The organism is Streptomyces triticisoli (assembly GCF_003270085.1).
Lineage (GTDB): Bacteria > Actinomycetota > Actinomycetes > Streptomycetales > Streptomycetaceae > Streptomyces > Streptomyces triticisoli.
On sequence record NZ_QFDQ01000216.1, the window covers coordinates 1 to 24,304 of the forward strand.

Annotated in this window: 22 protein-coding genes, 1 pseudogene and 1 riboswitch; of the genes and pseudogenes, 9 read left to right on the plus strand and 14 right to left on the minus strand. The window is 70.7% G+C overall.

Going from position 1 to position 24,304, the window contains the following annotated elements; translation table 11 throughout:
* The coding region (locus DEP02_RS35015) for a hypothetical protein (RefSeq protein ID WP_232839285.1) at positions 1-268 on the minus strand (268 nt) is incomplete at its 3' end.
* 378 nt (positions 269-646) lie between these two features.
* On the opposite strand from DEP02_RS35015, the gene DEP02_RS33685 reads away from it, so the two are divergent.
* A complete protein-coding gene (locus DEP02_RS33685; protein ID WP_157977546.1) occupies positions 647-937 on the plus strand; it encodes a hypothetical protein in 291 nt (96 codons plus the stop codon).
* A gap of 36 nt (positions 938-973) precedes the next feature.
* Here DEP02_RS33685 and DEP02_RS26360 read toward each other — a convergent pair whose 3' ends face one another.
* Positions 974-1,339, minus strand: a complete 366-nt coding sequence (locus DEP02_RS26360) for a DnaJ family domain-containing protein (RefSeq protein ID WP_112470183.1) — start codon at positions 1,337-1,339, stop codon at positions 974-976.
* An 81-nt stretch (positions 1,340-1,420) separates the two neighbouring features.
* On the opposite strand from DEP02_RS26360, the gene DEP02_RS26365 reads away from it, so the two are divergent.
* Positions 1,421-2,980, plus strand: a complete 1,560-nt coding sequence (locus tag DEP02_RS26365) for a recombinase family protein (RefSeq protein WP_112470184.1) — start codon at positions 1,421-1,423, stop codon at positions 2,978-2,980.
* A gap of 258 nt (positions 2,981-3,238) precedes the next feature.
* On the opposite strand, the gene DEP02_RS26370 is transcribed toward DEP02_RS26365, so the two are convergent.
* Entirely contained in the window at positions 3,239-4,033 is a 795-nt protein-coding gene (locus tag DEP02_RS26370; RefSeq protein ID WP_157977547.1) for a hypothetical protein, read from the minus strand.
* Between the two features lie 746 nt (positions 4,034-4,779).
* Positions 4,780-5,037 (minus strand): GntR family transcriptional regulator, encoded by a 258-nt coding sequence (locus DEP02_RS26375; protein WP_332872001.1) that lies wholly within the window; start codon positions 5,035-5,037, stop codon positions 4,780-4,782.
* Positions 5,038-5,155: 118 nt separating this feature from the next.
* Between DEP02_RS26375 and DEP02_RS26380 the strand changes: the two genes are divergently transcribed.
* Together DEP02_RS26380 and DEP02_RS26385 are read left to right on the plus strand one after the other, a co-directional pair.
* Positions 5,156-5,359, plus strand: a complete 204-nt coding sequence (locus tag DEP02_RS26380) for a hypothetical protein (RefSeq protein ID WP_112470187.1) — start codon at positions 5,156-5,158, stop codon at positions 5,357-5,359.
* Positions 5,360-5,674: 315 nt separating this feature from the next.
* Positions 5,675-6,067, plus strand: coding sequence for a hypothetical protein (locus tag DEP02_RS26385; RefSeq protein WP_112470188.1), 393 nt, complete (start codon positions 5,675-5,677; stop codon positions 6,065-6,067).
* 15 nt (positions 6,068-6,082) lie between these two features.
* Here the strand turns inward: DEP02_RS26385 and DEP02_RS26390 are convergent, their stop codons facing one another.
* Positions 6,083-6,754 (minus strand): O-methyltransferase, encoded by a 672-nt coding sequence (locus tag DEP02_RS26390; protein ID WP_112470189.1) that lies wholly within the window; start codon positions 6,752-6,754, stop codon positions 6,083-6,085.
* A gap of 241 nt (positions 6,755-6,995) precedes the next feature.
* Entirely contained in the window at positions 6,996-8,360 is a 1,365-nt protein-coding gene (gene proP / locus DEP02_RS26395; RefSeq protein WP_112470190.1) for a glycine betaine/L-proline transporter ProP, read from the minus strand.
* A 422-nt stretch (positions 8,361-8,782) separates the two neighbouring features.
* On the opposite strand from proP, the pseudogene DEP02_RS26400 reads away from it, so the two are divergent.
* The 5 genes and pseudogenes from DEP02_RS26400 to DEP02_RS26420 form a co-directional block, all read left to right on the plus strand.
* Positions 8,783-9,639, plus strand: a pseudogene (locus tag DEP02_RS26400) (glycosyltransferase family 87 protein); the annotation flags it as partial.
* 248 nt (positions 9,640-9,887) lie between these two features.
* A complete protein-coding gene (locus DEP02_RS26405; protein ID WP_112470191.1) occupies positions 9,888-11,810 on the plus strand; it encodes a glycoside hydrolase family 5 protein in 1,923 nt (640 codons plus the stop codon).
* 200 nt (positions 11,811-12,010) lie between these two features.
* Positions 12,011-13,066 (plus strand): iron ABC transporter substrate-binding protein, encoded by a 1,056-nt coding sequence (locus DEP02_RS26410; protein ID WP_112470192.1) that lies wholly within the window; start codon positions 12,011-12,013, stop codon positions 13,064-13,066.
* Between the two features lie 192 nt (positions 13,067-13,258).
* Positions 13,259-14,755: an ABC transporter permease gene (locus DEP02_RS26415; RefSeq protein WP_232839286.1), complete on the plus strand. Its 1,497-nt coding sequence runs from the start codon at positions 13,259-13,261 to the stop codon at positions 14,753-14,755.
* Between the two features lie 20 nt (positions 14,756-14,775).
* Positions 14,776-15,819: an ABC transporter ATP-binding protein gene (locus tag DEP02_RS26420; RefSeq protein WP_112470220.1), complete on the plus strand. Its 1,044-nt coding sequence runs from the start codon at positions 14,776-14,778 to the stop codon at positions 15,817-15,819.
* Positions 15,820-15,840: 21 nt separating this feature from the next.
* Here DEP02_RS26420 and DEP02_RS26425 read toward each other — a convergent pair whose 3' ends face one another.
* The 8 genes from DEP02_RS26425 to DEP02_RS26460 all read right to left on the minus strand — a co-directional run bounded on the left by DEP02_RS26425 (position 15,841) and on the right by DEP02_RS26460 (position 24,114).
* Positions 15,841-16,377 carry a PH domain-containing protein gene (locus DEP02_RS26425; RefSeq protein WP_112470221.1) on the minus strand — a complete coding sequence of 179 codons (537 nt, stop codon included), beginning with the start codon at positions 16,375-16,377 and terminating at the stop codon, positions 15,841-15,843.
* Positions 16,378-16,546: 169 nt separating this feature from the next.
* Positions 16,547-16,963, minus strand: coding sequence for an aggregation-promoting factor C-terminal-like domain-containing protein (locus tag DEP02_RS26430; protein WP_112470193.1), 417 nt, complete (start codon positions 16,961-16,963; stop codon positions 16,547-16,549).
* Between the two features lie 310 nt (positions 16,964-17,273).
* Complete coding sequence (locus DEP02_RS26435) at positions 17,274-18,107, minus strand: ECF transporter S component (RefSeq protein WP_112470194.1); 834 nt, start codon at positions 18,105-18,107, stop codon at positions 17,274-17,276.
* Positions 18,104-19,789, minus strand: coding sequence for an ABC transporter ATP-binding protein (locus DEP02_RS26440; RefSeq protein ID WP_112470195.1), 1,686 nt, complete (start codon positions 19,787-19,789; stop codon positions 18,104-18,106). The genes DEP02_RS26435 and DEP02_RS26440 overlap by 4 nt, the downstream gene beginning before the upstream one ends.
* Positions 19,786-20,865 (minus strand): CbiQ family ECF transporter T component, encoded by a 1,080-nt coding sequence (locus DEP02_RS26445; RefSeq protein ID WP_112470196.1) that lies wholly within the window; start codon positions 20,863-20,865, stop codon positions 19,786-19,788. Before DEP02_RS26445 ends, DEP02_RS26440 begins: the two co-directional genes overlap by 4 nt.
* On the minus strand, positions 20,858-21,526 hold the full coding sequence (locus tag DEP02_RS26450; protein WP_112470197.1) for an SCO2322 family protein: 669 nt from the start codon (positions 21,524-21,526) through the stop codon (positions 20,858-20,860). The genes DEP02_RS26445 and DEP02_RS26450 overlap by 8 nt, the downstream gene beginning before the upstream one ends.
* Entirely contained in the window at positions 21,523-22,779 is a 1,257-nt protein-coding gene (locus DEP02_RS26455; RefSeq protein WP_112470198.1) for an SCO2321 family membrane protein, read from the minus strand. The genes DEP02_RS26450 and DEP02_RS26455 overlap by 4 nt, the downstream gene beginning before the upstream one ends.
* 142 nt (positions 22,780-22,921) lie before the next feature.
* Positions 22,922-22,980: riboswitch (cobalamin riboswitch) on the minus strand.
* 510 nt (positions 22,981-23,490) lie between these two features.
* On the minus strand, positions 23,491-24,114 hold the full coding sequence (locus DEP02_RS26460; RefSeq protein ID WP_198668602.1) for a TetR family transcriptional regulator: 624 nt from the start codon (positions 24,112-24,114) through the stop codon (positions 23,491-23,493).
* Between the last annotated feature and the right edge of the window lie 190 nt (positions 24,115-24,304).

A 24,304-nucleotide genomic window follows, 5' to 3' on the forward strand; every position in this document is an offset into this window, starting at 1 on the left:
GGCCGCGGCGGACCGTGGGGCCGCCGCGGGCCGCGAGCCGGTGGCGGGCCCCGGGACGGCTCCGGACCGGGACACGGCTGCCGCTCGCGAGGCGGCGCCGGGCGGTGGTGCGGTCACGGGTCGCGAGGCGATGCGGGGCGGCGGGGCGGTCCGGGACCGCGAGGCGGGACAGGCCGGCGACGCTGCGACAAGCCGCGGGGCGGTGCCCGGCGGTACCTCCGCGACCGGCCGGGAGGCCGTGGCCGGCGATGACGCGGTGATCGACCATGAGGCGCGTGCGGGCTCGGATGCCGCCACCGGCACCGCTTCCGTCACGGGTGGTGAGGCGGTGGCGGACCGCGACGCCCTGAGTGGCCGTACGGCGCAGGGCGGCGTTCCCGGGCCCGGGGCCGGCGGTGCTTACGGCGGGGGTGCCGGGGCATCGGGGCGGGACGGCGTCCCGGGGCCTGAGGGCACGGATGGCCGTGGGACGGTGGCCGGTGCGCGCGAGGCTCACGGCGGGGTCACCCGGTCCGTGGGACGGGACGGCGTCCCCGTGTCCGGCGGCGAGGACGGTCGTGAGGCGGTACCCGGGGCCGCCGGGGCATCGGGGTGGGACGGAGACCCCGCGGCTCACGGTGCGCACGTCGGCTCAAGCGGACGCGCTGTGCCCGCCCCGTTGCTCCCTCCCGAGGAGTGCGACGAGTTCGGGGCCCGGTTGCGGGACGCTGTCACCGGGTTCGTCGACGGGCCGCGGGACGCCGTGGAGGAGGCGGACCGGGCGGTGGAGGAGCTTGCCGGGCGGTTCACCGAGGCGCTGACCCGGCGGCGCCGTACGCTGCGGTCGGCCTGGCAGGACGGTGAGGCGGGGAAGGCCGCGGCGGTCGCCGACACCGAGCGGCTGCGGCTGGCCTTGCGGGACTACCGCGAGCTGGCCGACCGGCTGATCCGCCTCTGACCCGTCTCCGGCCTGTCTCCGACCCGTCCCCGGACCCTACTCGGCCGCCGCCCGCCGCCGCTCGCGCCACTCGTGGACGACCTCCTCGGCGTCGTACCGCTTCAGACCCAGCGGAGGGCCGGGCGGTGGCATGAGCATCATGTCGAGGATCTTGCTGTTGATGTCCGTGACGATCTTGCGGACGATCCGCTCCGAGGGGGCCGCGAGGGCCGCCGCGAGCGCGTCCTCGGCCTCCTTGCGCAGCGCGAGCGTCGGGGGCAGGGCGGTCAGGCCCTCACGGGCCATCTTCCGTTTCACCCACCACAGCTCCTCGTACGACATGTCGTCCGGCAGCGGCTTGCCCGCCCCCGGCAACCGGTCGAACTCGCCGCGCCTCTGCGCGTCACGGATCTGCTTATGGATCCAGACTGATTAGCAAAAATCCTGTACCCTGGTGACTAGGGAGGCAGGGGGCCTACCCGGTACAGGAGAGGGGGCTGTCCAGTGCGACGGGTCCTGTTCGCAGAGCGCATCTCTGACGACAAGAACGAACGCTCAGACTCCATCGAGAGTCAGCACGACAAGCTGAGCCGGCGTGCCGAGACAGAAGGTGTCACTGTCGTTGGCACTGCCGTAGACCTGTCAGTGTCGGGTGACGTTGACCCGTTCCAGCGCAAGGAACTCGGCCCTTGGCTGTCAGAGGAGAACCTGTCCAAGTGGGATGAGCTGTGGGTCAGTACACAGGACAGGTTGTCCCGTGATGACATCCACTTCCTCAGGTTCGTGTTCTGGGCCATCGAACACAACAAGACTGTCATGGTCTTGGATGACCCCGGCTTCAACGAACAGATGCACTCCCGGACAGGCCGGCTCTTGCTCCATGCCAAGGGCCTTGGTCCTGCCATGGAGTTGGATAGGATTAAGTCGCGCACCAAGGACAGCCACGAACGGCGACGGTTCACCACTCGTTGGACAGGGGGCATTCCCCCGTTCGGATACCGTCCGGTAAAGAGGTACGTGGAAGGCAAGACAGCCACGTACTTGGAGCAAGACCCGGACATGGTCAAGGTCTTGCATGAGATGCGTCGTCAGATCCTTGACGGGCAGTCCTTCTTCGCTGTGGCCAAGTACCTTAACGAGAAGGGGGAGTACACAGCACGGGACAGGGCCAGGCTACGCCGCGGTAAGCCTGTCCACCGGAGGGGCGCAGCAGAGGGCGTACCCGAGCGTTGGGGAGAGACAACCGTTAAGGCACTGCTCACGGACCCTGCCCTACTCGGCTACAAGAAACATCAGGGCAAGGTTCTGTACGACAGTCAGGAACAGCCCATCAGGCTTGCAGACCCCATCTTCACTGATGGGGAGTGGAGCACTCTCCAGGCAGCCGTGGAAGCACGGACCAAGACAAAGGTCCGGCGAGTCAACCGCACGGCACCTCTGTACGGGGTTGTCTTCTGTGGGACCTGTGGCAGCAAAGCCACTCAGAGCGCCAGGAAGTACAAAGACACGGAGTACCGGTATTACGTCTGTGCGGCATGGCCTAAAGAAGACAGGTGCCGTGGTGTCAGGGTCCGTGCCGAGGAAGTAGAAGAGTGGCTGGAGCTTGAGTTCCTACAGAGGTACGCACACGAGAAGGTGACCGAGAAGGTATGGGTCCCTGGCACGGACAACACCAAGGAACTTGAGGTAGTCCGGAAGCGCATCTCTCGTCTGCGGAACCTGTACGTAGATGGGGAGTTTGACGACAACCCCAAGGAATACAAGGACCGGATGCATGCTCTCCGGACGCGTGAAGCGGAGTTGGCAGCAGAGCCGGTAGTAGAAGGTCACTGGGCCGAGAAGGACACCGGACAGACGTTCCTAGAGCTGTGGGGGACTCTGGACCTTGAAGGCCAGAGGAAGCAACTCATCAAGTCTGGTTACCGCGTAGAGATTGGTCGGAAGACCTTCAACATCTCTCCGGAGCCTTTGACTTGGCCCGAGAGGAAGGCTCAGTTCGAACGACTTGGTCTCGTCCCGACAAAGAACGGCCGTTGGGTACGCCCGGAAGAGATCAAGGAATAACCAGCACCACACCCGTTGTTGAACAGGTAGAGGGCGTGCCTCAGTCGCCAAACATCGACACGCCCTCTGTCTCCTGTGAAGGAGACGACAGTCTATGTCAGAGAACGTCTGTGACGCACGTCAGCCTGGTTGGGAGGCAGGGCCGGCCATCGGGAGACACCGGATCCCTTCGAAGGGTTCAGGCCTTACCAAGAACCCTGAGAGGGAGCACAAACAAAGAATGCCCCCCGGCTCAATACCGGGGGCTTTCTCATTGGCTCAGTAGACCTCTCCAACGTAACTCGCATACTCGTGTCCCACTGGCTTGCTGTAGTGCTGCTGCGGAGTGTGCTTCACCGTCCATGGCTCAACCGGGGCAGGAGGATTCGGGTCGGGCTCAATGAGCCCATCAACCTTCACCATGTAATCGCGGTAATCAAGTGCCTTGGCTGCTTCAAACGTAAGCCTGCCATCCTCGGTAAGCTCCCAGACTTCAAGATTCTCGCCCTGGCTATGACCCTGTGTCGGGTAGAAGTCCATACCGCCGGCAGAAAGGCACCAACTAAAGAGACTGGCGTGAAGGTCCAAAGTGGCCTTGGCAGCAACCATAGCCCGATAAGCCTGCTCCCACTCTTCACGAGCCTTGGCAGTCTTCTGAGCCTCCTTGAGACCCATATCCTTTAGCTCACTGAACACAGCATCGGAATACGCCTGCTTAGCCCTCTGAGCAACAGTCTTCAGAGCCGATACCGTCCGGGTGTACTCATCCATCTTGGCCTTGACCGGGGCAAGGAACTCATCCTTATCAGGCAGCGGCTTACCAGCCTCTACAGCGGCAATCTCGGCATCCTTAAGCCCCCTCTTGGCCTCTTCCAAGGCCACAGAGCTATACCGGGGCTTGGATTCCCATATCTCTGAAACATCCCTCATGCGATATCGAGCATTCTCCTGGGCGTAAGAGTCAATAGCCTTCTTAGCATCCTGATACGTCTTCCTGAGACTCTTCACCTTGGGTGAGAGGGGGAGATCCTTCGGAGGTTCCATAGCAAAATTAGAGTCATACGGCTTAGGCATGATGGTTACTCCTTGATAGGTGACAGTGGAGATGAGAAAAGGGCCCGGTCGTGAAACCGGGCCCTATCTCTTCTCTCATGGGAGGTCTAGACCCACCTACACACTAGAGAGAACTAAAAGGCATCCCTCTTGGGGGGATGCCTGTAGAGAGATTCTTCTCTAAGAGACAGTCTTAAGTAACTCACAAGAGGACAACGGCTAGAGAAGACACTGCCCCCCTTACCCCCCACTGTGAAGCTAGTTGAGCAAGGGGCAAGGAAGGAGTGTTTCTCTACGCTGTCCATCTCACAGGGAGGTATCCGTGTAGAGCCTCATAACGACTTAGGAACTGCCTGGCCTACTGGCCACACCAGAGGCACACCGCCGAGTGTGCATGGTCCCCGAGATTTAATCTCACCCTGTATGTAGGTGTCCCCAGAGTCGCAACCGGACACCAACCATGGAAAGTGTGGCGGAGACCACATGCAGAGATACTGCTAAGGCGAAGATTCACCAGCCAAGGCGAATCCTGCGGGGAGCCAGCACCCCCAGATGCCTCTAGAAAGCTCTGTACGCCGTTCTGAGGGCTTAACACCCCACCCCAGGCTCAAAGTCCATCTAGACCCCCAGAGGCTGCCTGAGGGCCGTACAGAGCCTTTAAACCCGTACACGGTCGAAGGACAGGGCCCCTGCGGTCCCAGGGAAGGTCTTTTACATGCATTACCCCAGGGGTGTTTCTGCCGGCAGATATCCCTACAGAGAAAGATTCACAGGACAAACGTCCCTATGCCTTTCTCGGAACGGGTAAGACCTTGGGCCTTGACAGCATCCATAGCCCTCTGGGCTGTTGAGTTGGCGACACCAAACTCTGTAGCGACCTGGATCACAGAGGGCACCTTGGAGCCAGGGGGATAGGTCCCGTCCTTGATCCGTTGCAAGATCACATCCCGGATCTGCGGCCATGCCGCCCGTGTCCTGTCAAGGTCCATGATCAGAGCATCGGTGCACTGACGTATACCTCGCATCCGGAGTACCCTTCGGTGTACCGAGGGATACCGAGGCAGTAGAGGTGAGACTGTGCAGCTACAGCGGATGCCGGCAGACGAGACAGGGCGTACCGCCTACTACCAACCAGGTGGCCTCATGGCTGTCATCGCTGAGGACGCAGAGGAGGCAGTCCTGCGGACCGCAGCCAGGGACGTTGGGCGCGTAGAGAAGCTGCTGAAGAGGCACACAGAGGTGACCAGGGCAGAGTTGACACATGCTCTGTGCTTCCTTGTCCAGTCAGCCAAGGCAGCCGTGGAAGTGGCCGAGTGTCGCGGGGAGCGTCTGGAGAGCACCGACTGACAGCCGGCTCCCACTGGAGGCAGGGCCCCTTGGTGCCGCAGACCAGGGGGCCTTCCTCATGCCTAGATGCACAGACAGTCATCCATGCTGGTCAGAGACGTTCTTTGTGCAATCCTCTGGATCTGCTTGTCGACCCAGGACCCGAACGGAACGCCGGGTGGCTTTCGCTCGGTCATGGGTTCATTGTGGCGGACATGCCCCCGCCGGGCGATTTATCATGCCGCCGCGGTGCACCGACCCGGAGCTCCGCGCACGGCATGGGCGTACCCGAGCGCAAGGCAGCGGCTCGCGCGCCCCGAACCACGAGGAGCGCACGTGCTCGAACTCACCATGGCCACCGTCTCCGGGACGGACGAGGGCGCCACGGCCGGGATGCTCATGGCCGACGCCCCCAGCGCCCCGGGCGCCGTGCTGCGGGTGGGCCGGGACCGGGCCGTGTGCCGCCTGGCGACGCCCGACGACTGGCTGTTCGTCTCCCGGGTCCACCTGGAGTTCGCGTGCGGACCCGACGGCACCTGGCAGGTCACCTGGCTGCGCGGCTCCCAGCCGGACCCGTCCTCCGAGGTCCGCCTCACGGTCGGCGAGTACACCCAGCCCCTCGCCTACGGCGGGACCGTCCCGCTGCCCCGGGGCGGCTCGGGCGAGGTCGTCGTCCAGGACCGTACGAGCCCGCGCAGCATCAACGTGGGCTTCTACCACGAGGTGTGACGGACACCCGTGGTCCTACGCCACCACCCGCACCAGCGCGAAGCCGTCGTGGCCCTTGCTGCCCACCGTCTGGATCGCCGTGCCCTCCAGCCTCGGGTGCTCGGCGACGAGTTCGAGCGCGGCCCGGGTGCCGCGCACGCTCGGGTCGGCGTCGGAGGTGTCGGTGACGCGGCCGCCGCGTACGACGTTGTCCAGGACGATCAGGCTGCCGGTGCGGGTCAGGCGCAGGGCCCACTCCACGTAGTGCGGGTTGTTGACCTTGTCGGCGTCGATGAAGACCAGGTCGAAGGGGGGCGGGTTCTCGTCGGCGAGCTTGGGCAGCGACTCCAGCGCCGGGCCCACCCGCACCTCGGCGACCCGGTCGAGCCCGGCCCGCGCGATGTTGCGGCGGGCCACGTCGGCGTGGTGGGCGTCGTACTCCAGCGAGATCAGCCTGCCGTCGGAGGGCAGCGCGCGGGCCAGCCAGATGGTGCTGTAGCCGCCGAGCGTGCCGATCTCCAGGATGGCGCGGGCGCCCTGGAGCTGGGCGAGCAGCTGCAGCAGCTTGCCCTGGTTCGGCGCGACGTTGATGTGTGGCAGGCCCTCCGCCGCGCTGTCGCGCAGCGCCGCCTGCAGGGGTTCGTCCTCCGGGGAGAGCAGTGCGGTGAAGTAGGCGTCGACGTCGTCCCAGAGCTGCGAGTCGCTCATGCACCAAGCCTTTCGTATTGCCGGTTAGGCCTGCTAATTAGCCGTACTAATGAATGTAGCCGGGCGCAAGGGTGCTGTCAGGGTATTTCAGTCGCATGCGGGTGGCCATCCGCCGCCATGCCGACGCCCCCGTCCCCTGTCGCCGGTGCCGTATCGGCGGTGACGACAGGGGACGGGGGCAGGGGACGGGGGCGTGACTCCCGAGACGAGGCGGGGCGGGGCAGGCCGGCCCCGGCCGGGCCTACGCCTCCAGCGACGGCGCCGACCCCGGCAGCGGCCGTCCCGCGGACTCCGCCATGTACCAGACCGCCACGCCGCCGATCAGCGCCGCCGCCATCATGTAGTACGCGGGCATCATCAGGTTGCCGGTCGCGCCGATCAGGGCCGTGACCACCAGCGGGGTCGTACCGCCGAACAGCGACACGGAGACGTTGAAGCCGATCGACAGCGAGCCGTAGCGGACCCGGGTCGGGAACAGCGCCGGGAGCGCGGAGGGCATCGAGGCGGTGAAGCAGACCAGCAGCAGACCCAGCGCGCCCATGCCCATGCCCACCGCGGCCAGGCTGCCCTGGCGGATCAGCAGCAGGGCCGGGACCGACAGGAGCAGGAAGCCCGCGCAGCCGGCCGCGATCACCGGACGGCGCCCGACACGGTCGGTCAGCGCGCCGGCGAACGGCTGGACGATCATCATCAGCGCCATCACGCAGACCACCACGAGCAGGCCGTGCGTCGCGTCGTACTTGAGCACACTGGTCAGATAGCTCGGCATGTACGACAGCAGCATGTAGTCGGTGACGTTGAAGACCAGCACCAGGCCCACGCACAGCAGCAGCGCCTTCCACTGGCCCGCGACCATCTCGCGCAGCGGCACCTTGGGGCGGTTCGACTCGGCCTTCTCCACCTCCGCCGCGAACGCCGGGGTCTCCTCCAGTCGCATCCGCAGGTAGAGGCCGATGAGACCCATCGGGCCCGCGATCAGGAACGGGATCCGCCAGCCCCAGGAGGTCAGCTGGTCGGAGGAGAGCAGGGCCGTCATCAGGGTGACCAGGCCCGCGCCGCCGACGTAGCCGGCCAGCGTGCCGAACTCCAGCCAGCTGCCGAGGAAGCCGCGCCGCCGGTCCGGGGCGTACTCGGCGATGAAGGTGGACGCGCCCGCGTACTCGCCGCCGGTGGAGAAGCCCTGCACCAGCCGGGCCACCAGCAGCAGCAGCGGCGCGCCGACGCCGATCGTGGCGTACGACGGGATCAGACCGATCGCGAAGGTGCCCACGGCCATCATGATCATGGTGAAGGCCAGTACCTTCTGGCGGCCGACGCGGTCGCCGAGCGGGCCGAAGACCATGCCGCCGAGCGGGCGGACCAGGAAGGCCGCGGCGAAGGCGCCGAACGTGGAGAGCAGCTGCGCCGTCGGGTTGCCGGAGGGGAAGAAGACCTTGCCGAGGGTCACCGCGATGTAGCTGTAGACACCGAAGTCGAACCACTCCATCGCGTTGCCCAGCGCGGCCGCCTTCACGGCGCGCCTGACGAGCGCAGGGTCGGTGACGGTGGCGTCGGGGGTCTTGGTGAGGGATACGTACCGGGGAGCGGTGACTGTGGGGGCCGACAAGGGTTCGCTCGCCTACCTTTCGACGGGGACAGGGGTGTGACCCACGCGTCGGCGCTGGCGAGCGGGCCGGGAACGGCCCACGCACGGCAGGCCGAAAATCGACGATAAGACCGCTTGGTCCCTTCACGTGCCGTACGCAACTCGATGCATACGGCATCTGAATGCCCGCTGTACAGGCACGCAGCCCCTCCGCCGACCGCGTTCCGCGGCCCCGCGCTGTGACTCTTCTCGCGCCCGCGGGCGCGACCGGACCGCCCGCGCACTGTCGTCAACCGGACAGAAGGCGAGCGGACGGCAGGTGGAGCGCGGGGGTTGCCCGCGTCCCCTCCCGGGGGCGGGAGCCTCGTAGGGTTCGCGGAGGGACACCCGCGCACGGCGCGCGCGGGGCGCAGCGGGGCACAGGGGCGGGAGACCGACGAGGCGTGGGGAACGCGGAGCGCAGCGGGGGACCGGTCGCGGGGCCGGCGGGGGCATTCGGGGCGTCGGCGGCCACGGACACGGCCACGGCGCGTCCGAACGCGACCCGTCTCGGCCTGTGGCTGATGGCCGGGGTCCTCGCGATACGCCAGGTGGCCGTCGTCCTCGGCGCCCCGCGCGGCAGCCGGCTCACCGACCTGGAGACCTGGGACGGCCCGGACGGCGTCCTGCACGTCAACGGATCGCTGTACGACTCGACGCGGTTCACGCGGGTCACGCGGTTCACCGGCACCCCTTCGGCGGCCTCGTCCTCAAACCGCTGACCAGAGCCGCCGAACAGGCCCTCGGCTGGGGGTGGACCTTCGGCACGCTGCTGCTGGTGGTCGCCCTCGGCCTGATCGCCGCCCGCGCCCTGCCCCAGCCGGCCGGCCGCCGCACCTCCCTGCCGACCGCCCCGGTCGCGATCAGCCTGCTCATGCTGTCGCTGCCGGTGCGCAACGCGCTCTGGCTCGGCCAGACCGGCATCATCCCGGTCCTGCTCGTCCTGCTCGGCTGCTTCGTGGTGCGCGGGCAGCGGGCCGGCGGCGCGCTGATCGGCCTCGCGGCAGCCCTGCAGCCCCCGGTGCTCCTCTTCGCGGCCCTGCTGTGGTTCACCGAGCGCCGCAGGGCCGCCGTCTCCACCGGCGTCACGTTCGCCGCGTGCACCGTGCTCGCCCGGGCCGCGATGCCGCACGACTCCTGCACCTACTGGGTCCACCACATGGCGGGCGTCGGCCTCGGCGGCCGGGCCGACGCCCTCGCCAACCAGTCCCCGCACGGCGCCCTGCTGCGGCTCGGCCTGACCGGCCCGCTGGTGGTGGGAGCGGGCTTCGCGCCGACGTACGCGCTGTCGGGGCCACGGGCCCCGGCACAGACCGAGAAGGCGGTCGCGGGCACGCCCCGCGGGGCGCCGGTGAAGGCCGCGCGCGGGTGAGCGCTTCGGCTCGGACGCCGGTGCGGGTGTCCTTACCGGTCAAAGGAACGCAAATCGCCTTGTTCGCCCGTCCGCGGCGCTGTGGCGCGTAGTCTTGATGACGAAGCCATGACAATCACGCTCCCGGGACGGTCACCGTGCGCGGATCCTTCGTCAGGGCCACCCTGGCCGCCGTATTCCTGCTGGCACCCCTGACGCCCGTACCCGCGGCCGCCGCGGCGCGGGAGCCCGGTGCCGAGGCCGCCGCGCCGTCCGGAGCCGCCGCGGACTGGACGCCGCCGCTCAGCACACGGGGCCGCTGGATCGTCGACGCGAACGGGAACCGCTTCAAGCTGCGCTCGGGCAACTGGCACGGAGCCAGCGGCACATGGAACGGGACGGGCAGTGCCGAGGAGGACGCCAATCACCACGCGGGGGAGAACTCCGGACGCGTCCCGCTGGGCCTGGACCGGGCGCCCATGGCCGAGATCATCGCCGGGTTCGAGGAGATCGGGATCAACAGCGTCCGGCTGCCCTTCTCCAACGAGATGATCCACGACAGCCGCCCCGTCACCGACCGCGCCGTCGCCGCCAACCCCTCCCTGCGCGGAAGGACACCGCTGCAGGTGTACGACGCGGTGGTAAGCGAGCTCACCGCCGCCGGCCTCGCGGTGATCCTCAACAACCACACCAACACCACCCGCTGGTGCTGCGGGGTCGACGGCAACGAACGCTGGAACGCGAGCCGGTCCACCGAGGCCTGGGAGAACGACTGGCTCTTCATGGCCCGCCGCTACCGGGACAACCCGCGTGTCGTCGGCGCCGACCTCTACAACGAGGTGCGCCGCAGCGTCTGGGACGACCCCAACTGGGGCCTGGGCGACCGGCACGACTGGTTCGCCGCCTCGCAGCACCTCGGCGACCGCATCCTGACGGAGGCCGACCCCGACCTCCTGATCATCGTCGAGGGCATCAACTGGACGGGCATCCCGGTCGACGGCTTCGCGCACGGGCGCCCCACCCTGGAACCCGTACGCCACCTCTCGCACACGCTCGTCGACTCCGGCAAGCTCGTGTACTCGGCCCACTTCTACGACTACACCGGCCCGAACCACAGCGGCGCCACCGGACTGGGCGAGACCAGCGACCCGCGCTACCGCGACCTGACCCCCACCGAACTGGTCGACGTCCTGAACCGCCAGGCGTTCTTCGTGACCGCCGAGCAGGACCGGCACTTCACCGCCCCCGTCTGGATCAGCGAGTTCGGCGTCGGGGGCCGTGAGGAGACCGGTGCCGCACCGCGCGCCTGGTTCGAGAACTTCGTCGACCACCTGATCCGCACCGACGCCGACTTCGCGTACTGGCCGCTCGTCGGGTGGCACGAGGACCACAAGGGCAACGGCTGGGCCCTGCTGCACTGGGACGCGGGCGGCCACCGCATGGGCCTCCACGACGGGGACGACTGGCGGGCCGCCGCCTGGACCCGGCTGGTCCGGGCAACGGGCCGCACCGGCCACGTCGACCCCGTGGCGCACTGGTCGATGCTCGGCCCCGACCACGGCGACTTCGTCGCCTCCCGGCGGATGCGGGCCCTGCCCGACTGGAACCCAGGTGCCCGCAAGGCCGTCTGCCCCGACGGACAGCGTCTCCTCGGCCTCGCCCACACCGGCAACCGCGGCCTGTGCACGGACGTGTCCACCGGCCCCCTGGCGGACCCGGCCGGCACCCACGAGGTGGTCGTCGACGAGCGCCATGTCGCACCGGGCCGGGACTGGGCCCACGGATACACCAAACTCCAGTGCGCCGACGGCCAGTTCCTCACCGGCTACAGCGTCCGCGGCTCCGCCGTCTCCGCCGCCCTGTGCACCGCCGCCCCGGCCGGGGCGCTCGGCGCGAGCGGCCGGACCGTCTGGTTCGACCGGGGCGACAACAGGGGCCCGGACCCCCAGGGCGGCGACTTCGCCCACGGCCACTACAAGGGCCAGTGCGCGAACGACGAGTACGCCGCCGGAATCGCCTGGACCGGCCGGCTGGGCTCCGCACGGACCCCGGACGCCCTGTACTGCCGGAAACTGGGCTGAGCCTCCGGGCCGTCCTGTCCCGTACCTCCGGGCCGTCCCGTCCCGTACCTTCGGTGCCACCCCGAGTCGGCTTGACGATTAGGTAAGGTTTACCTTATTCATAACAAGGTCAGAGACAAGCCACAGCATTGCTTCGCCGCCCGCTTTCCGTCGACGTGACCAGCGGCACCCGAGCAAGCCACGCAGGAAGGCACCACACGATGCGACGCACCTCGGCGCGCCGGCTCACCGCGCTGGCCGCGGCCGGTCTGCTGCTCCCCACCCTCGCCGCCTGCGGCTCCGACGACAGCGGCGCCGGAGCCAAGAACGCCGGCAACGGGGACTCCACCCTCGTCATCTACTCCGGCCGCAACGAGAAGCTGGTCCAGCCGCTCCTGGACGAGCTGGAGAAGGCGGTCGGCAGCAAGGTCGAGGTCAGATACGGCGACAGCGCGGAACTCGCCGCCCAGATCCTGGAGGAGGGCGGCCGCACCAAGGCGGGGCTGTTCTTCTCCCAGGACGCCGGTGCGCTCGGCGCCCTGTCCAAGGAGGGCATGCTGCAGAAGCTGCCGGCGGCCACCCTCGACAAGGTCGACAAGGCGTACCGCGGCTCCGACGGCGACTGGGTCGGCCTCTCCGGACGCGTCCGCGTCCTCGCGTACAACCCGGACAAGGTCCGCGAGGGCGAGCTCCCCGACAGCGTCCTCGACGTCGTGAAGCCGGAGTGGAAGGACAAGGTCGGGTACGCGCCCACCAACGCCTCCTTCCAGGCCTTCGTCACCGGGATGCGGGTCCTGGAGGGCGACGACACCACCCGCACCTGGCTCAAGGGCCTGAAGACGAACGGCGCCAAGGCCTACGCCAACAACCTCGCCACCCTGGACGCCGTCGAGTCCGGCGAGGTCTCCCTCGGTCTGATCAACCACTACTACTGGTACGAGCGGGTCGCCGAGAAGGGCCAGGACAAGGTCGCCGCCAAGCTGCACTTCCTGCCCGGCAAGGACCCCGGCGCGCTGATCAACGTCGCGGGCGCGGGCGTCCTCAAGGACACCGGGCAGAGCGAGGCCGCCCAGAAGGCCCTGGACTTCCTGCTGTCGAAGAGGGCGCAGACCTACTTCGCGGACGAGACGAAGGAGTACCCGCTGGCCGCGGGCGTCACCAGCTCGGTGAAGGACCTGCCGCCGTTCGAGTCGCTCGAGTCCCCCGACATCGACCTCGGCAAGCTGGAGTCCCTGCAGCAGACGCTGACCATGCTCCAGGAACAAGGTCTGGTCTGACCCGCTGTGCACACCTCGCCGTCCGCCACCGAACGCCCGGCCGGAGCTCCCGCCCCGGCCGGGCGTGAGCGCGCAGACGGGCCGGACCAGGGCAGTCCGGCCCGTTCCGCCCGCTCCTTCCGCCTGCCCCTGCTCTCCGGAAGGGCGCGTACGCCGGGAAGCGGGGACACGGCCGGCCGGAGGCCGTCCCTGGTGCTGCTCGTACCCGCCTGCGTCGCCGCCCTCTTCGCCCTGCTGCCCCTCGGCTACCTCGCCGTCCGCGCCCTGGAACGGGGCCCCGCCTACGCCTGGGACATCGTCTCCGACGAACGCACCCGGGACCTCCTCGCCCGCAGCCTCGGCCTGACCGCCGTGGTCGTCACGGCCTCTCTGCTGCTGGGGGTCTCCCTGGCCTGGCTGACCGTACGCACCGCACTGCCCGGAGCCCGCGCCTGGGCGATCCTGGCCACCCTGCCGCTCGCCGTGCCCAGCTATGTCACGGCGTTCGCCTGGCTGTCGGCCGCGCCGGGACTCGCCGGATTCGGCGGAGCCGCGCTCGCGATGACACTGGTCAGCTTCCCGTACGTCCTGCTGCCGGTCACCGCCGCGCTGCGGGGCCTCGACCCGGCGCAGGAGGAGGCCGCGCGCTCCCTGGGACACGGCTCGCTGCGGACCTTCGTCCGCGTCACCCTGCCCCAGCTGCGGCCGGCGGCCGGCGGCGGCGCCCTGCTCGTCGCGCTGTACACGCTCTCCGACTTCGGCGCGGTCTCGCTCATGCGGTACGACACGTTCACCCGGGCCATCCACACCTCGTACCGCGCCTCCTTCGACCGCACCCCGGCGGCCGCGCTCAGCGTGGTGCTGGTGGTGATGACGATCGCGCTGGTCGCCGCCGAGGCCCGGACGCGCGGCCGGGCCGGACACGCCAGGACCGGAAAGGGCACCGCCCGCCCGGCGGTCCCGGTCGCCCTCGGCCGGTGGCGGACGCCCGCCCTGCTGTGGTGCGCGGCGGTGGCGGCCGTCGCCGTGGTCTTCCCCCTGGCCGTCCTCGGGTACTGGCTGGCCGTCGGCAACTCGGCCACCTGGGACCTGGGCGGGCTCGCCCGGACGGCCTGGGCCACCCTCGGCGTCGCCGCCGCGGGCGCGGGCCTCACCACGCTCCTCGCCCTGCCGGTCGGAGTGATCGCCGCCCGCCACCGGGGCCGCGGCGCCCGCCTGCTGGAGCAGGCCGCGTACGCGGGGCACGCGCTGCCCGGCATCACGGTCGCCCTCGCGCTGGTCTTCTTCGCGGTCCGCTACGCCTACCCCCTCTACCAGCAGATCCCGCTGCTCATCTGCGCGTACGCCGTGCTGTTCCTGCCCGTCGCGGTGGCCGCCACCCGCGCCGCCGTCCTGCAGGCGCCGCCCGTCCTGGACGACGTGGCCCGCTCCCTCGGGCGGCGGCCCTGGCAGGTGCTGCGCGAGATCACCGTGCCACTCGCCGCGCCCGGAGTGGCCGCCGGGGCCGCGCTCACCTTCGTGGTCTGCATGAAGGAGCTCCCCGCGACGCTCCTGCTGCGCCCCACCGGCATGGACACCCTGGCCACCCGGCTGTGGACCGAGACCGGCGCGGGCTCCTTCGCGGCCGCCGCCCCCTACGCCGCCGCGCTGATCCTGCTGGCCGCCGTACCCTCCTACCTCCTGGGCAAGCACCGGAGTCGAACGACATGAGCGACGACATGAGCGACGACATGAACGAACTGCACGTCGAAGGGCTCACCAAGTCCTACGGGGCCGGGGAACCGGTCCTGCGCGGCCTCGGACTCACCGTCCCGGCCGGGGCGCTGGCCGCCGTCCTGGGCCCCTCCGGCTGCGGCAAGACGACCATGCTGCGGATCGTCGCCGGCTTCCTGCGCGCCGACACCGGCACCGTCCGGCTCGGCGGCCGGCTCGTCAGCGGACCCGGCGTCCACCTCCCGCCGGAGCGGCGCCGGATCGGCATCGTGCCGCAGGAGGGCGCCCTCTTCCCCCACCTGAGCGTGGCCCGCAACGTCGCCTTCGGACTGACCGGCGTCGACCGCGGCGAACGGCGACGCCGCACCGGGGAACTGCTGGAACTGGTCGGCCTCGCCGGGTACGGCGACCGCATGCCGCACGAGCTGTCCGGCGGGCAGCAACAGCGCGTCGCGCTGGCCCGCGCGCTCGCCCCCAGACCCCAACTCGTGCTGCTGGACGAGCCGTTCAACGCCCTGGACAGCGCGCTGCGAGCGGGCGTGCGGTCGGACGTGCGGGCAGCGCTGCGGGCCACGGGCGCGACGGCGCTGCTCGTCACCCACGACCAGCAGGAGGCACTGTCCACCGCCGACCTCGTCGCCGTGGTGCGCGACGGCGAGGTCGCCCAGTGCGACACCCCGCAGAACCTCTACCGGCGCCCCGCCGACCCCTGGGTCGCCGGCTTCGTCGGCGAGGCCGTACTGCTCCCCGGCACCGTCGACGGCAACGGCACGGCCCTGACCGCGCTGGGCCCGGTCTCCCTCACCGCCCCCTCGAACGGGCTCCGGACCGGCACGATCCTGCTCCGCCCCGAACAACTCCGGCTGACCGCCACGGACACCGACGGCGCGGTCCGGGGCACCGTCACCGACGTCCGCTACTACGGCCACGACGCCATGGTCACCGTGACCGTCGAGGGCCACGACACCCCGGTCGACATCCGCATCGCGGGCCCCGTACCGGTAGGCCCGGGGGAGAGGACGGGCGTTCGCGTCATGGGCGAGGCGGCCCTCCACCCCTGACAGAGAGGGGTTCGGGACAAGTCACCCAGCACCTGGCTGCAGCGCGCCGTCGCTCCGTTGATGGCTGCGCTGCTCGTCCTCCACCGCCGCGTAGATCAGGCTCTGCAGACCCTCCGGGGCCGGCACGTGCTTCAGTTCGAGCGTGCCCTGTTCCGACCCCGACTGGATGGTCAGGGTCCCCTCGCGCAGGATGCGCTCCCACAAAGTGGCGCGGAACTCCACGTCGTTGACGCGGGCCAGCGGGATGCTGTGCCCCGTCTTCGTCAGGAAGCCCTTGCGCACGGAGACCCGCTTCGTCGTGACGATGTACACGGTGCTGCGCCATATCAGCAGCGGCAGCAGCCAGAACCACACGGAGATGATCACCGCCAGGCCCAGTACCACGTATCGGGCCACGGTGCCCCAGTCCTGGTCGGACGGAATCACCCACAACAGCGCACCCGCCACGGCCCAGACGAGCAGCAGGACGACGAACTCGCCCACCATCTGGGTCCAGTGCTGGCGGGTCGCGTGCACCAGCTCCTCGTCATCGGCCAGATGACGGTCCACGTTCACCATGGGCGGCATCCTGGCACATCGACTCCCGCACGGGTACGGTTCCTCCCCGCGCATCGATCATGGAGGCCGCACGGCACGGCGAAGGCGGCGGCCCGGGGGATCGGGGGCCGCCGCCTTCACGGGCGCCGTGGAGTGGCTCGCGCCGGGGTCACCGGCGAGTCGGGTCGGCTCAGTACCAGCCGTTGGCCTGCCAGAACTTCCAGGCGCCGACGGGGCTGCCGTAGCGGGACTCCATGTAGTCCAGGCCCCACTTGATCTGGGTCTTGGGGTTGTTCTTCCAGTCGGCGCCGGCCGAGGCCATCTTGGATGCGGGCAGCGCCTGGACCAGGCCGTAGGCGCCGGAGGAGGCGTTGGTGGCCGAGACGTTCCAGTTGCTCTCACGCTGGATGATGTTGCTGAACGCGTTGAACTGGGCGTCGTCCTGGATCATCTGGCGCGCGATCGCCTTCGCGCCGGCGGCCGAGGTACCGGTGGCCGCGTGGGCGGGGGCCGAGCCGAGGGCCACGCCGGCGGTGGCGGCGACCAGGGCGGCGGTGGTGAGGGCCTTCTTCGGGGCGGCGATGCGGCGGATGAAGGAGACGGTCACGGAGATCCTCTTGCGTCGGGGGCGGTGAGTCGCGAGCAGTCCGGGACTCCCGTGGGGCCCGTCGGCGCCTGGCGACGTCGTCCAGAGAAGCAGGCGGAAAAACCTCCCGCAAACACCCCTTTTACTAGTTGTCGTCGCATTCGTGATGAGAGCCGTTCGTGTGAGCCGGGTCTCAATGCCCAGGTCGGCGCGGGTAAAGGCGTGCGCATGCCAGGCGGTTGTGGCTACGACCCGGCTTCGTAGGTGATCCAGGTCATGTGGGCTCCTTCACCGGGGCTGTCACGCTCGGTGCGGGCCGGGACGCCGACCGTCACCGCGCCGACGCGTCGAAAGTGACCGGCGTCTCGAAGGCGGCCCGGCGGGTGGCGCGGCGCAGTGCCCTGAGGACGGCGGGGCCGAGGACCAGGGTCAGTACGAGGGTGACGGCGGCCCGGCCCAGGTCCCAGCCCAGCGAGGTGGCCAGGCAGTACGCCACGAAGCGGGCCAGGTTGGCGGGAACGCCCGCGTGCGGGTCGAAGGCGATGGAGGAGGCGAGGGTGCCCATGAAGGGCCAGCCCGCGAGGTTCATGACGGTGCCGTAGGCGAAGGCGGCCAGGAAGCCGTAGAGCGCCAGGAGCAGGAGTTCCATGCGGCCGCGCAGGCGGTCCGGGCCCGGCAGCAGGCCCGCGCCCATGGTGAACCAGCCCATGGCCAGCATCTGGAACGGCATCCACGGCCCCACCCCGCCCGTGAGCAGCGCGGAGGCGAACATCGTCACCGAGCCCAGCACGAACCCGAAGCCCGGCCCGAGCACCCGGCCGCTCAGCACCATCAGGAAGAACATGGGCTCGATCCCGGCCGTCCCCGCCCCGATCGGGCGCAGCGCGGCCCCCGTCGCGGCCAGCACCCCCAGCATGGCGACGGCCTTCGGGCCGAGCCCGGACTCGGAGATCGTCGCGGCGACCACGGCGACGAGGAGGACGAGCAGCCCCGCGAAGAGCCAGGGCGCGTCCTGCGCGTGCGCGCTGAGCTGCGAGGTGGGCGGCGTGAGGAACGGCCAGGTGAAGGCGGCCACCCCGACGGCGCTGACCAGGGCGAGCGCGGCGAGGGAGCGGGGGCCCAGGCGGACGGGCCGGGCCTGGGGGGTGAGTTGCACGGGTTTCATGCCAGCGCCTCGCGGACCTGGGTTGCCGTCAGCCACCGTTGCGGGGCCAGGATCTTGGTGACCTGCGGCGCGAAGGACGGGGAGGACACCACGACCTCGGCCGTCGGGCCGTCGGCGATCACCTCGCCCTCGGCGAGCAGGACCACCCGGTGGGCCAGCTCGGCGGCCAGCTCCACGTCGTGCGTGGCGAGCACGATGGCGTGCCCCTCGGCGGCGAGTTCGCGCAGCAGGGCGACCAGGCGGGCCTTCGCGCCGTAGTCCAGTCCGCGCGTCGGCTCGTCGAGCAGCAGCAGGGGCGGGCGCGCGGCGAGCACGACGGCGAGCGCGAGCGCCAGCCGCTGGCCCTCGGACAGGTCACGGGGGTGGGTGTCGTCGGTGACGCCGGGCAGCAGCTCGGAGACCAGCGCCCGGCAGGTTCCGGGCGCGGCCTGCGCGTCCTGGTCGGCCGCCGCGCACTCGGCGGCGACCGTGTCGGCGTACAGCAGGTCGCGCGGCTCCTGCGGGACGAGGCCGACCCGCCGTACGAGTTCGCGCGGCGGGGTTCGGTGCGGGACCGCGCCGCTCACCCGCACCGACCCGCCGGACGGTTCGACCAGTCCGACGAGCGAGCCGAGCAGCGTGGACTTCCCGGCGCCGTTGCGGCCCATGAGCGCGATGGTCTCGCCGGGGGCGAGAGACAGGTCGACGTGGAGCAGCGCCTGGATGCCGTCGCGGCGCACGGAGAGGGAGCGGACCTCGGCCACGGGCGCGGGCTCCGCCCCGGGCTCGGGAACGGCCTGCCGCCGCAGCCGCCACCGCGACGCCTGCCGGGGTACGGGAAGCGGGGGCGGAGTGGCCGGCACCGCCTCGGTGGGCACGGGCTCCCGCCCGTCCAGCCGTTCCCGCAGGTCCGCGGCGCGGCGGCGGGCGTCCCGCACGGTCAGGGGCAGCGGGGACCAGCCCGCCAGCCGGCCCAGGTCCACCACCGGCGGACACACGGGGGAGACGGCCATGACGTCGGCCGGGGTGCCCAGCAGCGGGGCGGCGCCCGGAGCGGGCAGGAGGACGACCCGGTCGGCGTACTGGACGACACGTTCCAGGCGGTGTTCGGCCATCAGGACGGTCGTGCCGAGGTCGTGCACCAGCCGCTGCAGGACGGCGAGGACCTCCTCGGCGGCGGCCGGGTCGAGCGCCGAGGTCGGCTCGTCCAGGACCAGGACCTTCGGGTGCGGGGTGAGGACCGAGCCGATCGCGACCCGCTGCTGCTGGCCGCCGGAGAGCGTGGCGATGGAACGGCCGCGCAGGCCGGCCAGGCCCAGCAGGTCCAGCGTCTCCTCCACGCGCCGCCGCATGACGTCCGGGGCGAGCCCCAACGACTCCATGCCATAGGCGAGTTCGTCCTCCACGGTGTCGGTGACGAAGTGCGACAGCGGGTCCTGGCCGACGGTGCCGACCACGTCGGCGAGCTCGCGCGGCTTGTGGGTGCGGGTGTCGCGGCCGGCCACGGTGACCCGCCCGCGCAGGGTGCCGCCGGTGAAGTGCGGCACGAGCCCGCCGACCGCGCCGAGCACGGTGGACTTGCCGACGCCGGACTCCCCGACGAGCAGCACGAGTTCACCCTCGGGGACCTCGAAGTCGACGCCCCGGACGGTGGGCCGGTCCGCCCCGTCGTAGGTCACGGAGACATCCTCGAAGCGGATCACGAAGGCTCCTTGCGGGCGGGACGTGTGGGTGCGGTGAGGGCGGGGAGCAGGCCGAGGAGTACGGCGGCGGCGGGCCACAACGGAAGGGCGGGCGCGACGAGCGGCACCACCCCCGGGTGCAGGGCCTCGGGATCCCGGGCGGCGGCGAGCACCAGCAGCGCCGCGACCACCGCGCCCGACCCCGCCACGGCACAGGACCGCGGGTTCCAGGCGTCGGGACGGTAGCGGGTACGAGGGGAGCGGCGCCCACCCAGCCACAGGCCGGCCAGGGCGGCGGCGAGCCCGGCGAGCAGCACCGGAAGGCCGTAGGTGCCGCCCTCGGCGGTGAGCAGTCCGTACGTCCCCGCGCAGACGCCCAGCAGACCCCCGAGGGTGAGCGCGGCGGTCGTACGGCGCACGGCGGGTGCGACCTCGGCGGTACGGCCGTAGCCGCGGGCGTCCATCGCGGCGGCGAGGGCCACCGAGCGTTCCAACGCGCCCTCCAGGACCGGCAGTCCGACCTGCAGCAGCCCGCGCACCCCCCGGTCGGGCCGGCCCCGCAGCCGGCGGGCGGCCCGCAGGCGCCGGGCGTCGGCGATCAGGTGCGGGGCGAAGGTGAGCGCGACGACGACGGCGACGCCGGTCTCGTACAGGGCGCCGGGGAGGGACTTGAGCAGCCGGGTGGGCGCGGCGAGGGCGTTCGCGGCGCCCACGCAGATCAGCAGGGTGGCCAGCTTCAGCCCGTCGTACAGCGCGAAGACGACCGCCTCGGCCGTCACCCTGCCGCCGAGCCGGATGCCCTGCGCCCAGTCGGGCAGGGGGACTTCGGGAAGGGAGACGAGCACGTGCGTGCCGGGGATGGGCGAGCCGAGCACGACGGCGAAGACGAGACGGATGACGAGAACGGCGAGGGCGAGCTTGAGGAAGGCGGTGTAGGAGCGGGCGGTGGGCGTGGCGGAACGGCAGGTCACCACGACATAGCCGGAGACCGCCAGGAGCAGGCCGAGCAGCAGCGGGTTGGTGGTGCGGGTGGCCGCGGTCCCCAGAGCCAGGGCCCACAGCCACCACGCACCCGCGTGCACGGTGGTCTCACGCATCCCTGCGCCGCCGCGCCTGCCACACCGCCGCCGCGCCCAGCACGAGCACCGCGGCACCACCGGCGAGGAGACCCACCGACGGGCCCGCCCCGGGCTCGCTCTTCTCCTCGGCGGGGCTCTTCCCCTTCTCGTCCTCCTCCGCGGGGCTCTTCCCCGAGGCCACCTGCTCGCCGCACCCCTTCTGGGGATACCCGGAGATGGCGCACAGCAGGGCGTTGGTGTTGTACCGCAGCGGCTTGGCGACGGACGCCAGGGCCTCCGCGGTGGTCGCGTCGGAGGGCACCCGGGCACAGGCGGTCCGCGGCGCCGGCGGGGTCTCCCCGGCCGGGGCGTCCGCGCGCGTACCGAAGTCGAGGACGAGCGCGACCCGCTTGCCGCCCTCCCGGGCCGGTGTCTCGCCGCAGACGGCCTCGAAGTCGGCCGTCCCGCGCGGCTTGCTGGCGTCCTGGGAGTCCTCGCTCACCGAGAACCGGAACCCCTGCACGTCACCGTCGGAGGGGCGCGCCGTGGACGGCCCCTCGGTGGCGTACGTCCAGTTCGCGCCGTCGCGGTCCCAGAAGGACCAGTACCGGTACCCCACGGCCTGCGCCTGCCCGACCCCGGCCGCCAGCAGGAAGGCGGCCAGGGCGAGGGCGGACAGCACCCGGATCCGGCGTATCACGGCTGCTGCCCCGGCTGCTTGTTCCTGCGGCTGATCAGCAGGAAGCCGATGCCGATGCCGGCGACGAGGAAGACCCCGACGGCCCACCAGATGCCGGAGGAGGAGTCGTTCTTCGTGGACTCCTTGGTGTCCTTGGCATCCTCGGCGGCCTTGCCCACGGGGGTGGCCTGGGGAGCCGGCCCGGTCGCGTTGAGCCGGTCGACCAGGTCGATGCCGCCGAAGTCACGCGGGTCGGCCCCGGCCGCGTGGGCGGCGAAGACGAGCTGGGCGTAGGCGGCGGGCCCGCCCTGGTCGGCCCACGCCTCGGCGTGCTGCTCCAGCCACTTCAGCGGCTTCTGCGCCTGTGCGGCCCCGCCCTGCGCGGCGAGGGCGACGACGGTGTCGGCGGTGTTGCCGTAGTCGGGCTGGTCGGTGGCGCCGGGGAGCACGGAGGTGAGGTGACCGTCCTTGGCGACGGCCTGCGCCAGGTACGCCGCGCCGTTGGCCGCCGCCTGAGCCGGATCGGGCTTGCCGGCGTCGGCGCAACCACCGCCGCCGGAGCCCTTGCCGCTCCTGCCCTCGGCGGCCAGGCCCTGCCCGAGCGCGGCGACGACGGCCGCGGCCGTGGCGTCCGGGTTGGCCTCGAGCCCGCCCTTCTTGTCCGGCTGGTAGGCGAAGGCACCGCCCCCGTCGGCGGAGCACGGCAGGGCGAACCCCACCAGGGCGTCGTAGGGCGACTTGCCGCCCTTCACCACGCTCTCGGGCTTCTCGCCCACGGCGGCGAGCGCGCCGATGACGACCGAGGTGGAGTTGGCGTCGCTGGGCCCGCCCGGCGTGTACGGCCACCCGCCGTCCTTGTTCTGCACGGACTTCAGCCAGGACACCGCCTTGCCGGTCACGGCGTCGTGCCCGCCGAGCGCGGCGAGGGCCTGTACGGCGGCGGCGGTGCCGTTGGTGTCCACCATCGCCTTGGCGTCGCAGGCCTTGACCGGCTCGGCACGGAAGGGGGCGAACGAACCGTCCGCGCACTGCTGCCCGGCCAGCCAGTCCACGGCCTTCGCGGCGGGCCGCACACCCACGGTGTGCTGGGCGAGCAGGGCGAGGGACTGGCGCCAGACGCCGTCGTACTGGGGGTCGCCGGTGCCGTAGAGCCCGGCGGGCAGCGACGGCGACGCGGACGGGGCGGGGGACGGATCTGCGACGGCTGCGGGAGCCGCGAAGCCGATCACGGTGACGGCGGCGGCTATGGCCGCGGCACTGCGGCGGACGTTCATGATCGGAGGGTGCCTCTCCCTGCGGGGAGCCGTGCAGCACGGGACACCCCGGCGGCTCGGCTCCGTATACCTCGACGGCGCCGTGCGCCGGCGGATCCGCCGACGCACATGAACCGGTCACGTCCGTCCGGGGCAGTCCGGCTCGCCGCCCTCGCGGGACGGCTCACGGTTGCGGGTCAGCGCCGGATTCGCACCGGCTTCCCCCCGTACGGGTGTGATGACGACCCCGTCACTGTACCGGTCCGCCGGAAGGGCCCCGAGCCGGTGTTCCCGCTGGTGCGTCGAGAGAAAAAAAATCCTGGTTCGGGGGGTTCCCATCCGGCCGTGCGGGATTATCCTGAAAGTGGCCTACGAGGCGAGTGAGGGAGTTCGACCGGAGTAGCCGACTTGGGCGAGACGCCGAGAGGCATCCGCCGAGGCCGACGTCGACGGTCGGGCTGAGAGGCTGAAAGGTCTTCGGACCGGACGGCGACCCCCATTACCTGATCCGGGCAATACCGGCGAAGGGAACCCGTCTCGTAGGTCCTTCTCATGTTCTTGCCGGTGCTCTCGCAGGGTTTGGAGCCCCGAACGAAACGGGTGCCCGGCTCGCGGCGCTCCCCCGGCCCGGCGGCTGGGAGGTGCCCCCGGGCACGCTCCCCCAAGCTCTTCGAGCAGGGGGCGCCCCCATGGCGCCGCGAGCTGATCGGACTCCCGTTTCGTTCGGGGCTCCTACTGCCGCCCTTCCGGGGGTGACGGCAGGTCGATCAGGCGGCACGCCGTCTCGATGTCTGTCCTCACCTGGGCGATCGACGCGCGGCCCGAGAGCCAGGTGATCAGGGCCGAGAGCCAGGTGTGCTCGATCACGCGGACCGCGGACAGCTGCTCGGGGGTGGGGCTCTCCTGGCCCATCGCGTCCAGGATGATCGCGGTGGTCTGCCGGGACACCTGGTCGACCTCGGGGCTCGCGCTGCGGTCCGCGAAGGTCAGGGCGCGGACCATCGCGTCGGCGAGCTGCGGCTCGCGCTGCAGGGCGCGGAAGGCGCGCATCAGCGTCTCGGCCACCCGCTCGGCCGCGCTCCCGCCGGCCGGCGGCTTCTTGTGCAGCGCGCCGTGCAACTGCTCCAGCTGGTCCTGCATCGTCGCGACCAGCAGGTGCACCTTGGACGGGAAGTACCGGTACAGCGTGCCGAGCGCCACCTGCGAGACCTCCGCGACCTCCCGCATCTGCACGGCGTCGAAGCCGCCCCGGCAGGCCAGTTGCGCGCTCGCGCGCAGGATGCGGCGGCGACGGGCCTCCTGCCGCTCGGTGAGGGGCGGTGCGGCGATCCGGGAGACACTGGCTGGCGCAGGCATGGGTCCCGTTCCGTGACAGTCGGTGAGGCCCGGTGATCGGACCGCAGGCAGTGGCGTCCGGCCGTGGCGCGAATCACCCGATCCACTGCTCACAGCGCGGCTACCTGCCGGTAGATTCGGAGCCTCCTGAACGATCAAGTCTGAAACTTGTTCTAGATTAGCGTCCCGGCGTAACCTCGCGGGACAGTGC